Annotated in this window: 10 protein-coding genes; 4 read left to right on the top strand and 6 right to left on the bottom strand. The window is 60.9% G+C overall.

Going from position 1 to position 13080, the window contains the following annotated elements; translation table 11 throughout:
- A partial coding sequence (locus tag IOD17_RS17095) for a retention module-containing protein (protein WP_233686228.1) occupies nucleotides 1-776 on the bottom strand: 776 nt, incomplete at its 3' end.
- 322 nt (nucleotides 777-1098) lie between these two features.
- Between IOD17_RS17095 and IOD17_RS17090 the strand changes: the two genes are divergently transcribed.
- Genes IOD17_RS17090 through IOD17_RS17080 form a run of 3 tightly spaced genes read left to right on the top strand, consistent with a single transcriptional unit; the run spans nucleotide 1099 to nucleotide 5992 of the window.
- Nucleotides 1099-2442 carry a TolC family outer membrane protein gene (locus tag IOD17_RS17090; RefSeq protein ID WP_233686227.1) on the top strand — a complete coding sequence of 448 codons (1344 nt, stop codon included), beginning with the start codon at nucleotides 1099-1101 and terminating at the stop codon, nucleotides 2440-2442.
- A 48-nt stretch (nucleotides 2443-2490) separates the two neighbouring features.
- Complete coding sequence (locus tag IOD17_RS17085; protein ID WP_233686226.1) at nucleotides 2491-4626, top strand: type I secretion system permease/ATPase; 2136 nt, start codon at nucleotides 2491-2493, stop codon at nucleotides 4624-4626.
- Between the two features lie 31 nt (nucleotides 4627-4657).
- A complete protein-coding gene (locus tag IOD17_RS17080) occupies nucleotides 4658-5992 on the top strand; it encodes an HlyD family type I secretion periplasmic adaptor subunit (protein WP_233686242.1) in 1335 nt (444 codons plus the stop codon).
- Between the two features lie 82 nt (nucleotides 5993-6074).
- Here the strand turns inward: IOD17_RS17080 and mmsB are convergent, their stop codons facing one another.
- The 5 genes from mmsB to IOD17_RS17055 form a co-directional block, all read right to left on the bottom strand.
- The gene (gene mmsB / locus IOD17_RS17075) at nucleotides 6075-6959 is read right to left on the bottom strand and encodes a 3-hydroxyisobutyrate dehydrogenase (protein WP_233686225.1); all 885 of its coding nucleotides are present in this window, start codon (nucleotides 6957-6959) and stop codon (nucleotides 6075-6077) included.
- A gap of 130 nt (nucleotides 6960-7089) precedes the next feature.
- On the bottom strand, nucleotides 7090-8193 hold the full coding sequence (locus tag IOD17_RS17070) for an enoyl-CoA hydratase/isomerase family protein (RefSeq protein WP_233686224.1): 1104 nt from the start codon (nucleotides 8191-8193) through the stop codon (nucleotides 7090-7092).
- 149 nt (nucleotides 8194-8342) lie between these two features.
- On the bottom strand, nucleotides 8343-9161 hold the full coding sequence (locus IOD17_RS17065; protein ID WP_233686223.1) for an enoyl-CoA hydratase: 819 nt from the start codon (nucleotides 9159-9161) through the stop codon (nucleotides 8343-8345).
- 101 nt (nucleotides 9162-9262) lie between these two features.
- The gene (locus IOD17_RS17060) at nucleotides 9263-10429 is read right to left on the bottom strand and encodes an acyl-CoA dehydrogenase family protein (protein ID WP_233686222.1); all 1167 of its coding nucleotides are present in this window, start codon (nucleotides 10427-10429) and stop codon (nucleotides 9263-9265) included.
- 73 nt (nucleotides 10430-10502) lie between these two features.
- Complete coding sequence (locus tag IOD17_RS17055; protein ID WP_233686221.1) at nucleotides 10503-11996, bottom strand: CoA-acylating methylmalonate-semialdehyde dehydrogenase; 1494 nt, start codon at nucleotides 11994-11996, stop codon at nucleotides 10503-10505.
- A 170-nt stretch (nucleotides 11997-12166) separates the two neighbouring features.
- On the opposite strand from IOD17_RS17055, the gene IOD17_RS17050 reads away from it, so the two are divergent.
- Nucleotides 12167-13048, top strand: a complete 882-nt coding sequence (locus tag IOD17_RS17050; protein ID WP_233686220.1) for an AraC family transcriptional regulator — start codon at nucleotides 12167-12169, stop codon at nucleotides 13046-13048.
- The last annotated feature ends 32 nt before the right edge of the window (nucleotides 13049-13080 follow it).

The following is a 13080-nucleotide window of genomic DNA, read 5'->3' as shown; positions in this document are numbered from 1 at the left end:
ACGCTGAAACCGGTGACGCCTGCTGGCACGGTGACCAGGCCGGTGGCCGGATCATACGTGGCGCCATTGCTGAAGCTGGCATTGGTCAGGGTGGCGTTGTAGTCGCTGCCGGCGGTGGCCGTGCCACCGAGGCTCAGGGCATAGCTGACCGGTTGTGTCGAGGTGTCATTGATGCTGACGTTGAAGGTCAGGGTCTGGCCTTCATTGACGTTGTCATCGGCTACGCCTGGAGCACCGGCTTCGACGCTGCCGATGGTCGGCGCGCCGTTATCTAGCAGTGATGTTACATCAGCCGAAGTTGTGTCCTCTGCTGATATATCTTCCTCTATAGGCTGGGTGCCCAAATTAAGCCCCGCTGTTTCGAAACCTAAGGTCGGATCTAGCCGCTGCCCAGTCTCACTGAGCATCACAAAGCTGTGGCCGCCACCCGCTGCGCCGCCAGTGCCGCCGCCGGCGCCTGGGCCGGCCGCAGTGGCCTCAAGGTCGGTGGTGGGGTCGAAGCCGGCTGCCAGGGCCTGCTCTAGGTTTGGGTTGGCCTGGGGTTTGTCGGCGTCGCCTTGTGCATCGCCGGGCGCTGCCTGCCAGCTACTGTTCTGCGCCACATTGACCACGTCGCCGTTGGCCAGTTGCAGGGTCACTTCGCCGCCCAGACCAGTGAGGATCTGTTCGCCCATGAGCAAACGTTCGCCTTCGAATACTTGGCGCTTGAGGCCGTCGAGAGAAACGGCAAAAACCTGACCGACAAGACTTTTTACGATGGCGACGATTGTGCTCATAAAGCGGGCTCCGGTATGGGCTCGGTAAAGCGTTAAATATAGTGAAGCAATGCTTTGCGTTGAATGTTGCTTGTCTGACAAAATATTGGCGTCATAAATTTGGCTTATTCCATTCTGGAATTAGTAATATGCCAAACTATTGACCGGCTGCTCGCGATAATAAACAATGCGCGCGCTGATGTCACTTTGATATTGGCTTTTGCTCTTGTGATGCGCGTCACGTTTATTCGGCTGTTTTATGTAGCCTGTACCACTTTGCGTCAAGCGCGTTGCGTCGTCGTTGCTCCAAGTCACTAGCCCAGCCTGAAAGGAATTCCACCCGATGCGTTTTTTTGCACTGTTCCCTCTTGCTCTTGCTGTATCGATGACGGCCCATGGTCAGACGCTCAACGAAGCCATGCAAAGTGCCCTTGAGGTGCATCCAGAGATTCAGGCTGGCATCAACGCGCGTCTATCTGTTGAAGAACAAATGAAGGCCGCTAAAGGTGGTTACCTGCCACGGGTCGACCTGTTGGCCGGTTATGGTCGTGAAGGTACTGACAGCCCGGGCACCCGCGGTCTGAATCACAACACTGAAACCTTGAATCGCGGCGAGTCCAGTCTGCGTGTGCAGCAGATGCTGTTTGACGGTTTTGCCACCAGCAGTGAAGTCGGTCGTCAGCGCGCCACGGTGAATGCCCGTGCTTATGAACTGTTGGGCACTGCCGAACGTACCGGCCTGACCGTAGCGCGGGTTTATCTGGATGTGCTGACTCGCCAGGAACTGGTGCGTCTGGCCGAGAACAACCTGGCGAGCCACGAACGTATTTACGATCAGATCACCCTGCGTAGCCAAAGCGGCGTTGGCCGCACTGCCGACCTCGACCAGGCCGAAGCGCGTCTGGCTCAGGCTCGCAATAACCTGATTACCGAGAAGACCAATCTGGCTGATGCGCAGGTCAACTATTTCAGCGTGGTGGGGCGTGATCCCGGTGAATTGACTCGCCCAGCTGGTCTGCAGGGGCATCTGCCGGAGAGTCTGCCAGCTGCGCGCCAGGAGATGCTGGCCAACAACCCGTTCCTGAGTTCGGCCGAGGCGGATGTAAAGGCCAGCGAACAGCAGTATGAAGCGGCCAAGTCGACCTTCTACCCACGTTTCGATGCCGAGTTGTCGCGCGGTATGGATAACAATCTGGATGGCGTAAAAGGCCATAACAATCAGTGGAGCGCGATGGTCAACATGCGCTACAACCTGTTTGCCGGCGGTAGCAACAAGGCTGATCTGCAGTCCAAGGCCTATCAGACCAGTCAGGCCATGGACATCCGCAACAACGCCCTGCGTGTGCTCAACGAAGACCTCGGTCTGGCCTGGAACGCCCTGGAAAATGCTCGCCAGCAGTTGCCGATTGCCCAGCAGTATGTCGATTACAGCAGCCGTGTGCGCGAGTCCTATCAGAAGCAGTTCAGCCTTGGTGATCGCACCTTGCTGGACCTGCTCGACAGCGAGAACGAACTGTTCACCGCTTCGCGTCGTCTTGAGGAAGTTCGCTTCACTGAACTGTTTACTCAGTATCGGATCAAGGCCACCATGGGCTCCCTGCTCAAGAGCCAAGGTGTAGTTGCACCTATGGCGGCTGCACCGCTGGATGAGATCAAGGCTCAGGTAAACTTGCCGGGCCTGAATTAGGCCCTATTCAAGTATGAGTGAATCCTTGTGGCAGTAGACCCAAGCCCGATGCAAACCCGTAGCGATCCCCGTGATCGCTACGACGACCCTCTGCTAGATAGCCTGTTGTCGCTGTGCAGCCTGCACCAGAAATCGGTCAGCCGCGCGATGTTGACCGCAGGTCTGCCACTTCCCGAACAGCGTTTGAGTGCCGAATTGCTGCCACGCGCCGCCGCCCGCGCTGGTTTGCAAGGGCGCTGGCTGCGCCGTGGTCTGGAAAAGATTCCAGCTTTGGCCATGCCGGCTCTATTGCTGCTGCACGACGGCCGCAGCGCCATTCTGCTGGGCTGGGATGATCAGGGCCGGGCGCGCATCATGCCCAGCGAAAGCGAAGGAGGCGAGGTGCGGGTCAGTGCCGAGGCTTTGGCCAAGGATTACAGCGGGCAGGTGTTCTTCGCTCAGCCGTTGCATAAATTCGATTTCAACCGTGGTGAGCTGATTCCGCGTGCCACCTCCTGGTTTCGCGACACCCTCAAGCGTTCCCGTTGGCTGTACATCGATGCGGTTGCCGCGAGTTTTCTGATCAACCTGATCGGCCTGGCCACGCCACTGTTCGTGATGAACGTGTATGACCGGGTCGTACCGAACCAGGCCGAAGCGACTCTGTGGGTGCTGGCCGTCGGCATCACCGGGGTGTTCTGTTTTGACCTGCTGCTCAAGACCCTGCGCGGTCTGTGCCTCGATCTGGCGGGTAAGAAAACCGACCTGATCATCTCCGCCACGCTGTTCGAACGCATCGCTGGTATGGCCATGAAGTTCCGTCCGGCGCGGGTTGGCAGCTTCGCGCAGAACATCCACGAATTTCAAAGCCTGCGTGATTTTCTCGCTTCGCTGACCATGGCCAGCGTCATTGACCTGCCATTTACCCTGCTGATTCTTGCGGTGATCGCCATGATCGGCGGGCACCTGGTGTGGATTCCGATCCTGGCCTTCCCGCTGGTGGCGTTGATTGGCTGGCTGTTGCAGCGGCCGCTGGCGGAAACCATGCAGCGCACCATGGCCCTGGCGGCTGAGCGTCAGTCGAGCCTGATCGAGAGCCTGGCCGGCCTGGATGCGGTCAAGGTCAACAATGCCGAGAGCGAGCGCCAGTACCTGTGGGAGCAGACCATCGGCACTCTCAGTCGTCTGGAGCTGCGTGCGCGCATGCTCTCCAGCCTGGCCATGAACTCGACCATGCTGCTGCAGCAACTGGCCGGTGTGGTGGTGATCGTGCTCGGCGTGTACCAGATCATCGATGGCAACCTGAGCATGGGCGGCTTGATCGCCTGTTACATGCTCAGCAGCCGTGCCTTGGGTCCGCTCACACAGGTTTCCGGGTTGCTTACGCGCTACCAGCAGGCGCGGGTCACCCTTGATTCGGTCAACCAGATGATGGAGTTGCCGCAGGAGCGGCATGCCGACGAGCGACCGCTCAAGCGCCAGGCTCTGCAAGGTGCCGTGGAGTTCCGTCAGGTGGAGTTCCATTACCCGGATCAGCAACAGGCCGCCTTGTTGGGCGTCAACCTGGTGATTCGTCCGGGCGAGAAGATTGGCATCATCGGCCGTAGCGGCTCGGGCAAAAGCTCGCTGGCCAAACTGATCGTCGGCTTGTATCAGCCGGATGCCGGCAACTTGCTGGTGGACGGTATCGACGTTCGCCAGCTGGATGTCAGTGACCTGCGCCATAACATCGGCTATGTGCCGCAGGATATCCAGCTGTTCAGCGGTACCTTGCGCGATAACCTGGTGTCCGGGGCGCGCTATGTGGAGGACGAGTTGGTGTTGCAGGCGGCCGAGTTGGCTGGCGTACACGAATTCGCCCGTTTGCACCCCAAAGGCTATGAACTGCAGGTCGGCGAACGCGGCCAGAACCTCTCCGGTGGTCAGCGGCAGAACGTTGCATTGGCCCGTGCGCTGCTGCTTGATCCGCCGATTCTGCTGCTCGATGAACCCACCAGCGCGATGGACAACACCGGTGAAGAGCGCCTCAAACAGCGCCTGTCTGCGGTGATTGGCACCAAGACCCTGTTGCTGGTCACGCACCGCGCCTCGATGCTCAGCCTGGTGGACCGGCTGATCATTGTCGACCGTGGGCAGATCATCGCTGACGGGCCAAAAGGCAGTGTCATGGAAGCGCTGAAGAAGGGGCAGATCAGTGTCAGCTAACGCGCCTGAGAAGAAGAGCCTGCGCCAGGCCATGGCTGCCTATTTTGGCGGCCATGATGAGTTGGGTGATGAGCCGTTGCCAGAGGTCAACAAAGCCTTGATCGAGGATGCGCCACGGGTGGTGCGTCTGACCATCTGGGGGCTGATCGCCTTTGTGGTGTTCTGCCTGCTGTGGGCCAATTTTGCCGTGGTCGATGAAGTGACCCGCGGCGATGGCAAGGCGATTCCGTCTTCACGGCTGCAGAAAATTCAGAACCTGGAAGGCGGTATCGTCGCTGAACTGTTTGTCCGTGAAGGGCAGATTGTTGAAGTGGGCGACCCGCTGTTGCGGTTGGACGACACCCGTTTTGCTTCCAACGTGGGTGAAACCGAAGCTGACCGCCTGGCGCTGTTGCTGCGGGTGGAGCGCTTGAGTGCCGAAGTGCAGGATCGCGAGCTGGTGGTGGCTGATGAAGTACGGGAAAAAGCCCCCGGGCTGGCGGATAACGAAATCCAGCTGTTCAACAGCCGCAAGCAACAATTGCTCGATGAAGTTGCAGGTCTGGAAGAGCAGTTGACCCAGCGTCGTCAGGAACTGCGTGAGTTCGCTTCCAAGCAGGGGCAGTTCAGTAACAGCCTGAACTTGTTGCGCCAGGAAATCCGCATGTCCGAGCCGCTGGTGGCCGAAGGGGCGATTTCCCAGGTGGAGGTGTTGCGCCTCAAACGCGCCGAAGTCGAGGCTCGTGGTCAGCTGGAAGCCACCACCCTGGCCATTCCGCGTGCCGAAGCGGCGATCAAGGAAGTCGAGCGCAAGATCGATGAAACCCGTGGGCGTTTTCGCAGTGAGGCGTTGACGCAGCTGAATGAGGCACGTACCGAACTGAGCAAGATCCAGTCGACCGGCAAGGCGCTGGAGGATCGGGTCAACCGTACCTTGGTCACGTCACCGGTGCGTGGCATCGTCAAGCAACTGCTGGTCAACACCATTGGTGGGGTGATTCAGCCGGGTAGCGATCTGGTGGAAATCGTGCCGCTGGGTGAGAACCTGCTGGTCGAGGCGCGTATCCGTCCACAGGACATTGCCTTCCTGCATCCCGGTCAGGAGGCGATGGTCAAGTTCACCGCGTATGACTACACCATCTACGGTGGACTCAAGGCCGAGCTGGAGCAGATTGGTGCCGACACGGTCACCGACGATGATGGCAACAGCTTCTATGTGATCAAGCTGCGTACCAACAAGAGTCATTTGGGCAGCGAGGAAAACCCGCTGCTGATCATCCCCGGCATGGTCGCTTCGGTGGACATCATCACCGGCAAGAAGAGCGTGCTCAGCTACCTGCTCAAACCGATTATCCGTGCCCGTGCCGAGGCGCTGCGCGAGCGGTGAGTGAGCTGGAAGGCAACCTGTAGGAGCCAGCTTGCTGGCGATCAAGCCAGAGCATCGCCAGCAAGCTGGCTCCTACGAGACCTTATTCGACAAACAGCTGCTGCACTACCGAGAAATCCTGCTTGCCCTTGCCCTGTTTGAGCAGCAGGCGATACAGCTGCAACGCCAGCGCGCCCATTGGCGTGCTGCTGCCGCTGGCTTGGGCGGCTTCCTGGGCCAGGCCGAGGTCCTTGGCCATCAGCTCGGCCATAAAACCGCCGCTATAACCTTTGGACGCCGGAGCGTTTTCCATGACGCCGGGCCAGGGGTTGTACTTCTCCAGTGTCCAGTTACCACCTGAGCTCTGGCGCATGATCTCGGCCAATACCGTCGGCTCCAGGCCGTTGGCCACGCCCATGGCCATGGCTTCGGCGGTGGCGATCATTTGCACGGCCAGCACCTGGTTGTTGCACACCTTGGCTACTTGCCCTGCGCCCTCGGGGCCAGCGTGGAAGATGTTCTTGCCCATGGCCTCGAAAATCGTGCGGGCTTTTTCCAGGGTGCTGGCCGCGCCGCCGATCATAAAGGTCAGGGTGCCCGCCGCCGCACCGGCCGTTCCGCCGGATACCGGCGCGTCAAGCAGCTCTATACCCCGCTCACGCGCGGCCTGATGCACCTTGCGTGCGACCTCCGGGGCGATGGTTGAGCATTCCAGTACCAGGGTGCCGGGTTTGAGCGCAGCCAGCAGACCGTTATCACCCAGGTACAGGCCTTCGACATGCCGGCTGGCGGGCAGCATGCTGACCACCACATCGGCACCCTGTACTGCATCCAGGGCGCTGCTGGCGGCTTGTGCGCCTTCGGCGGCCAGTTCCTGCATGGCCGCCGGCACCAAGTCGAATACCCGCATGCCGTGCCCGGCCTTGAGCAGGTTGCGGGCCATGGGCAGGCCCATATGGCCGAGGCCGATGAACGCGATCGTTGTCATTGTTGTTCTCCTCGTGATCAGTCCAGGCGGGCAGCTCGCCTCGGTTGCCGTTCCAATTGTGCGAGGCGCTTCAGCGGCGATTTTTTAGTGGTTCCAGTCGCGGCTGAAGCCCCTCCCACAGATTTACTATCTACAGGTCTGCAAGCGGGTGCTCGCCGTCCCAGGCCGCCTCGAAGTGTGCGTCGATCACCTGCTGCGGAATGTTCGCCACATCCGGCCAGTGCCAGCGCGGTGCATGATCCTTGTCGATCAGTCGCGAGCGTACGCCTTCGGGGAATTCCGGATGGCGGCAGCAGTTCAGGCTCATGGCGTACTCCATGCGGAATACCTCGGCCAGAGACAGCTGCCTGGCCCGTTTGATCTGCTCCCACACCAGATACCCGGTCAACGGGCAGCCGCCAGCCAGGGTTTTGCCGGCGCGGGCCAGCAGCGCATCGTTGTCTATTTGCAGGGCGCTGATGGCCTGCCAGGCCTGCGGCAGGTCAGGTACATCCAATAGTTCATCGATACGCTCACGGCGCGGCAGCCACTGGGCTTGTGGCAGTTCACTGCGGGCCTGGTTTTCCAGGGCTTTGAGCAGGCTATGCAGCTGCTGCTGGCTGTGCTCCTGCCAGTTGAGTTGGGCAAGGCCACTGAGCAGGTCGTCCTGTTGGCTGTCGAGCAGTACGCGGTCGGCAAGGTTCAGTTCCAGGGCATCCGTGGCATTGATGCTGCTGGCAGTCAGGCCGAGAAACAGGCCGAGCTTGCCCGGCAGGCGCGCGAGAAACCAGCTGCCGCCGACATCCGGGTACAGGCCGATATTCACTTCCGGCATGCCCAGCCGGCTGCCAGGCGTGACGATGCGGATGCCGGCAGCCTGCATCAAACCCATACCGCCACCCAGCACATGGCCGTGGGCCCAGCAGATAAAGGGTTTGGGATAGGTGTGGATGCGGTAGTCCAGGCGGTACTCGTCAGCAAAAAAACGCCGCGCCAAAGACGGGATTTCCCCCGGATATTCACGGCACTGATGCACCAGCTGCACCACGTCGCCACCGGCGCAGAAGGCCTTGGGGCCGTTGCCGCGCAGCAGTACACAGGCGATGCTCGGGTCGTCTGCCCACTGCTTGAGCTTGGCATCCAGCGCTTCGATCATCGGCAGTGACAGGGCGTTGAGGCTCTTCTCGGCATCCAGGCTGGCGATGCCGATGCGGTAACCGTGTTGGGCCGGGCGTTCTTCGAATTGCACGTTCATCTGCGTTTCCAGAGTCGGGTGGAGCGGGTCGCGTAGCCGGCGTTTTATCCATCCACCGAGCGAGGCCATGGTGGATGTAAAAGCGACATCCACCCTACGGATTTGCGTTGCCTATGGGGCAAGCCGCGCACGGCTTGCCCGTGTTCAGATCACTTGTTGCGCCACTGGGCGTCGCGTTTTTCCAGGAAGGCGTTAACCCCTTCGCGGGTGTCGTCGGCGTCGAACAGGTCGACAAAGCGCTCGCGCTCTTCGCTCAGCCAACTGTTCGGGCTGCGTTCGCGAGCCCCCTGAATCAGCGGCTTGATGGTGCGCACGGCCACCGGGCTTTGCCGGGCTACCTTGGCGGCTAGCAGCAGGGCGGTGCCGCGTGCTTCGCCGCTGTCAACTACCTGTTCGACCAGGCCGATGCGCAGGGCGGTCTCTGCATCCACCCGTTCGCCGCACAGAATCATCCGCTTAGCCCAGCCTTCGCCGACCAGCCAGCTCAGGTGTTGAGTGCCGCCAGCGCAGGGCAGCAGGCCTACCGTGGCTTCGGGCAGGGCCAGTTGTGCTTGACGTTCGGCGATGCGGATATCACAGGCCAGGGCACATTCCAGGCCGCCACCCATGGCGTAGCCATTGATTGCAGCAATCGATACGCCACGGAAGTCACGCAGCGCCTTGAAGGCCTCGCCAAAGCGCCGGGCCATCTCGCGGGCGCGGGCCTTGTCGCCATCGGCGAACAGCTTGAGATCGGCACCGGCACTGAAGAACTTGCTGCCCTGACCGGTGATCACCAGGGCATAGATGTCATCGTCATGATTGAGGTGTTCGACCAGCTGTTTGAGGCCGATCAGCGAGTCGCGGTCCCAGGTGTTGGCCGGCGGCTGGTTGATGGTGATCAGCGCGGTGTGGCCGTGTTTTTCCACGGTGAGCTTGTGGGTCAGGTCAAACACGCCGGGGTTGTAGGCTTCGATGGCAGTGCTCATGGGTGTCCTCATATCTGAGTTTGTGTAGGAGCCAGCTTGCTGGCGATGCTTTTGGGTATTTGATCGCCAGCAAGCTGTCTCCTACAAGTCCGATGTTTTGCTCAGAGCAGGCGATCCAGCATGCCGCCTTGATCCAGCAGGCGACGGGCGATAATCACCCGCATGATCTCGTTGGTGCCTTCGAGTATCTGATGCACGCGGCTGTCACGCACCCAGCGCTCCAGTGGGTAATCATTGAGATAACCGTAACCGCCGTGTAGTTGCAGTGCCTCGTTGCACAGGGTGAAGCAGTGATCGGTGGCAAAGCGTTTGGCCATGGCGCAATACAGGCTGGCTTCGCTATGGCCGTGATCGAGCTTGTGTGCGGCCAGGCGCACCATCTGCCGGCTGGCGGTCAGCTCGGTGAGCATGTCGGCGAGTTTGAATTGCAGGGATTGGAAGTCGCTGAGCGGCTTGCCGAACTGCTTGCGCTCCTCGACGTAGCGCAGCGACTGCTCCAGCGCCGCTTGTGCCGCGCCCAGCGAGCAGCTGGCGATATTGATGCGTCCGCCGTCCAGGCCCTTCATCGCGTAGACGAAGCCTTGGCCTTCCGGGCCAATGCGGTTGCCCGCCGGAATGCGCACACCTTCGAAGGCGATGGTGCGGGTCGGCTGGGCGCGCCAGCCCATCTTCAATTCGTTGCGCCCGTACTTCACGCCCTCGGCATCGGCCGGCACCAGGAAGCAGGAAATACCCTTGGCGCCGCTGTCCTCGCCGGTACGCGCCATCACAATCAGCACATCGGTGCTGCCTGCGCCGGAGATAAAGCACTTGCTGCCATCCAGCACATAGTCGTCGCCATCACGCTTGGCGCGGGTACGCAGGTGGGCAGCGTCGGAACCGGCATCCGGCTCGGTCAGGCAGTAGGAGGCCAGCAGCTCGCCGCTGACCAAACGTGGCAGCCAGACGTCTTTCAGCGCCTGATCTGCGAAGGAGGCGAGCATCCAGCTGGCCATGTTGTGGATGGTAAGAAACGCCGTGGTGGCGATGCAGCCTGCCGACAGCTGTTCGAAAATCAGCGATGAAGACAGCCGCGACAAACCCAGCCCGCCGTCTTCTTCTTTGATGTACAGGGCCAGGTAGCCCTGCTCGGCGGCGCGCTTGATCACATCCACCGGGAAGTGGTGATCGCGATCCCAGTCGGCAGCGTGCGGGGCCAGCTCCTTGGCGGAAAAGGCGCGGGCGCTGTCGACCAGCAGGCGTTGTTCTTCGCTTAGTTCAAAATCCATGGTCAATCCTTAACGGGATGGGTAATCCCCGGCAGTTAGGGCCAGGCCGACTCGTGATCAGCCTGGCATGCAGTTATTTAAGCTGGATGGTCATATTCGGTCCGGCGACGGCCTCATCATCGAACCAGCGGCTGGTCACCGTCTTGGTTTCGGTGAAGAAGCGCACGCCCTGTTTGCCATAGGCGTGCAGATCACCGTAGAACGAGCCCTTCCAACCGGTAAAGGAGAAGAATGGCAGCGGCACCGGTACCGGCACGTTGACGCCGACCTGGCCGACTTCCACCGCGTGCTGATAGTGCCGCGCCGCGCCGCCGGAGCGGGTGAAGATCGAAGTGCCGTTGCCGTAGGGACTGGCGTTGACCAGCTCGATGGCCTCTTCCAGCGTATCGACCTCCATGCACACCAGCACCGGGCCGAAAATTTCCTCGCGGTACAGGCTCATCTTGGCCGTCACGCCGCGAAACAGGGTTGGGCCGACCCAGTTGCCGTTGGGGTAACCCTCGACCGCGCAGTGCGAGCCGTCCAGCAGGCACTCGGCACCTTCCGCCTTGCCCTCGGCGATCAGGCGCAGCACGCGTTGTTTGGCCTGCTGGCTGATCAGTGGGCCGAAGGCGGCGTGGCCGTCGGTCCAGTAGCCGGGTTGCAGGTCGGCCATCTGCGCCTGCAGCTCGTCGATCCATTGCTTCGAGTCGCCCACGAACACCGCCACGCTGATCGCCATGCAGCGTTGCCCGGCTGCGCCACAGCTTGCACCCACCAGGTTGCTCAGTACCTGCGGTTTGTTGGCGTCGGGCATGATCACCATATGGTTCTTCGCCCCGGCAAAGGCCTGCACACGCTTGAGGTGAGCGGTGCCGGTCCGGTAGATGTGCTGGCCCACCGGCACCGAGCCAACGAAGGATATGGCGCGGATATCCGGGTGAGTCAGCAGGCTGTCGACCACCTCGCGTGCGCCATGCAGCACCTGCAGCACGCCCTTGGGTGCGCCGGCTTCGATAAACAGTTCAGCCAGGCGGTTAGGCGTCAGCGGGTCCTGCTCGGAGGGCTTGAGAATAAAGGTGTTGCCGGCGGCGATGGCCAGGGGAAACATCCACAGCGGAATCATTGCCGGGAAGTTGAACGGGGTGACGCCGACGCACACACCCAGTGGCTGAATCCAGCTGGCAGTGTCGATATCGCGGGCCACGTTCTCGACGGTTTCGCCCATCATCAGGCTGGCGATATTGCAGGCCTGCTCGACCACCTCGATGCCACGCCAGACATCGCCCTTGGCATCGGCCAGGGTCTTGCCAGTTTCCCCGGCGAGAATCTCCGCCAGTTCGTCGTGGTGTTCCTTGAGCAGGTGCTGATAGCGCAGCATGACCCGTGCGCGCTCCGACACCGGTACTTCGCGCCAGGTGAGAAAGGCTGCCTTGGCACTGGCAATCGCCGCTTCAATTTCCTCGGCGGTGGCTTTGGGTGCCAGCGCCAGAACTTCCTGAGTAGCCGGGTCGGTGACTTCGATAAATTCGCGGCTGCGGCTTTCGCGCCATTCACCGTCGATCAACTGTGGGATTGCCTTGGCCATGCGTTCTCTCCACTGAGCTTTTATTGTTTTGCCCGTGTTATAGCCGTACCGCTGAGCTTTGTGGATTGACGATCTTGGTCTATGGATGGACTATCTTGGGATTGAATGCGTAGCCCGGATGCCATCCGAGGCCTGTCTTCCCGGATGGCATCCGGCTACTGAGTACTACGATGCGCGCTTACGTCGATACCTCCAACTGGCCCCTGCCGGCCAACGGCGTGCGCTTTATCACGCCGCCCAGGCTACGCCGCTTGTTGGCCAAAAGCCCACTGGCGCAAGGCTGCTACCCACTGGCGTTGGGGTTTTACCCGCAGGCGCAGGGGCACCGCATGCAGCGCCTGCAACCGGACGACCATCTGCTGATCTACTGCCGTGCGGGGCAGGGCTGGTTAGAGAGTGGAGATGGACGATTAGCTGTCAGTGGTGGCGATCTGCTGCTGTTGCCAAAAGGTGTCGCCCACACCTATGGCGCAGACCCGCACAAACCCTGGACGCTGTATTGGGTGCACTTCGATGGTGAGCTGGTAACGGAGTTTCTCAAACCCCTGGGGAAGGGGCCGCTGTGGCGCATTGGCGTGCAACCGCGTTTGTTGGCGGAGTTCGATGCACTGCTTAACCTGCGCAAGCAGGGCCTCAACCTGGCGCACTTTATTCATGCCGCGCATCAGTTGCAGGTGCTGCTTACCTCACTGGCGGTGCTGCCGGCGCGCACCACGCTGAAATCCGGGCGGGTGCTGGATGTGGACGCGGTCCAGGCAGTGATGCGCGCTCACTTGCATGATTCGCTGAACCTCGACGAGCTGGCCGCGCAGTTCAAACTGTCGCGCTTTCACTTCGCAAAAACCTACCGCGCGCTGACCGGGCATGCGCCGATTCAGGACTTTATTCAACTGAAAATGGCCCACGCCTGCCGCCTGCTCGACGAGGGCGAACAGGGCATCCGCCAGGTAGCCGAGCAACTGGGCTACGAGGATATGTATTACTTCTCGCGGCTATTTCGCAAAGTGGTGGGCATGGCGCCGAGTCATTACCGGGCGCTGCATCAGGGGTAAAGACAGGCGTTTTTAGGGATAGACGGCTGCTT

Source organism: Pseudomonas anguilliseptica, from assembly GCF_021375795.1.
Classification (GTDB): Bacteria; Pseudomonadota; Gammaproteobacteria; order Pseudomonadales; family Pseudomonadaceae; genus Aquipseudomonas; species Aquipseudomonas anguilliseptica_A.
Note: the sequence above shows the minus strand (reverse complement) of the source record. Positions and strands in the feature narration are given on the sequence as shown.

What these genes read in the sequence shown, in the direction of transcription:
- IOD17_RS17090 (WP_233686227.1), top strand. Translation starts at nt 1,099, where the DNA reads ATGCGTTTTTTTGCACTGTTCCCTCTTGCTCTTGCTGTATCGATGACG.
- IOD17_RS17085 (WP_233686226.1), top strand. Translation starts at nt 2,491, where the DNA reads ATGCAAACCCGTAGCGATCCCCGTGATCGCTACGACGACCCTCTGCTA.
- IOD17_RS17080 (WP_233686242.1), top strand. Translation starts at nt 4,658, where the DNA reads ATGGCTGCCTATTTTGGCGGCCATGATGAGTTGGGTGATGAGCCGTTG.
- mmsB (WP_233686225.1), bottom strand. Translation starts at nt 6,959, where the DNA reads ATGACAACGATCGCGTTCATCGGCCTCGGCCATATGGGCCTGCCCATG.
- IOD17_RS17070 (WP_233686224.1), bottom strand. Translation starts at nt 8,193, where the DNA reads ATGAACGTGCAATTCGAAGAACGCCCGGCCCAACACGGTTACCGCATC.
- IOD17_RS17065 (WP_233686223.1), bottom strand. Translation starts at nt 9,161, where the DNA reads ATGAGCACTGCCATCGAAGCCTACAACCCCGGCGTGTTTGACCTGACC.
- IOD17_RS17060 (WP_233686222.1), bottom strand. Translation starts at nt 10,429, where the DNA reads ATGGATTTTGAACTAAGCGAAGAACAACGCCTGCTGGTCGACAGCGCC.
- IOD17_RS17055 (WP_233686221.1), bottom strand. Translation starts at nt 11,996, where the DNA reads ATGGCCAAGGCAATCCCACAGTTGATCGACGGTGAATGGCGCGAAAGC.
- IOD17_RS17050 (WP_233686220.1), top strand. Translation starts at nt 12,167, where the DNA reads ATGCGCGCTTACGTCGATACCTCCAACTGGCCCCTGCCGGCCAACGGC.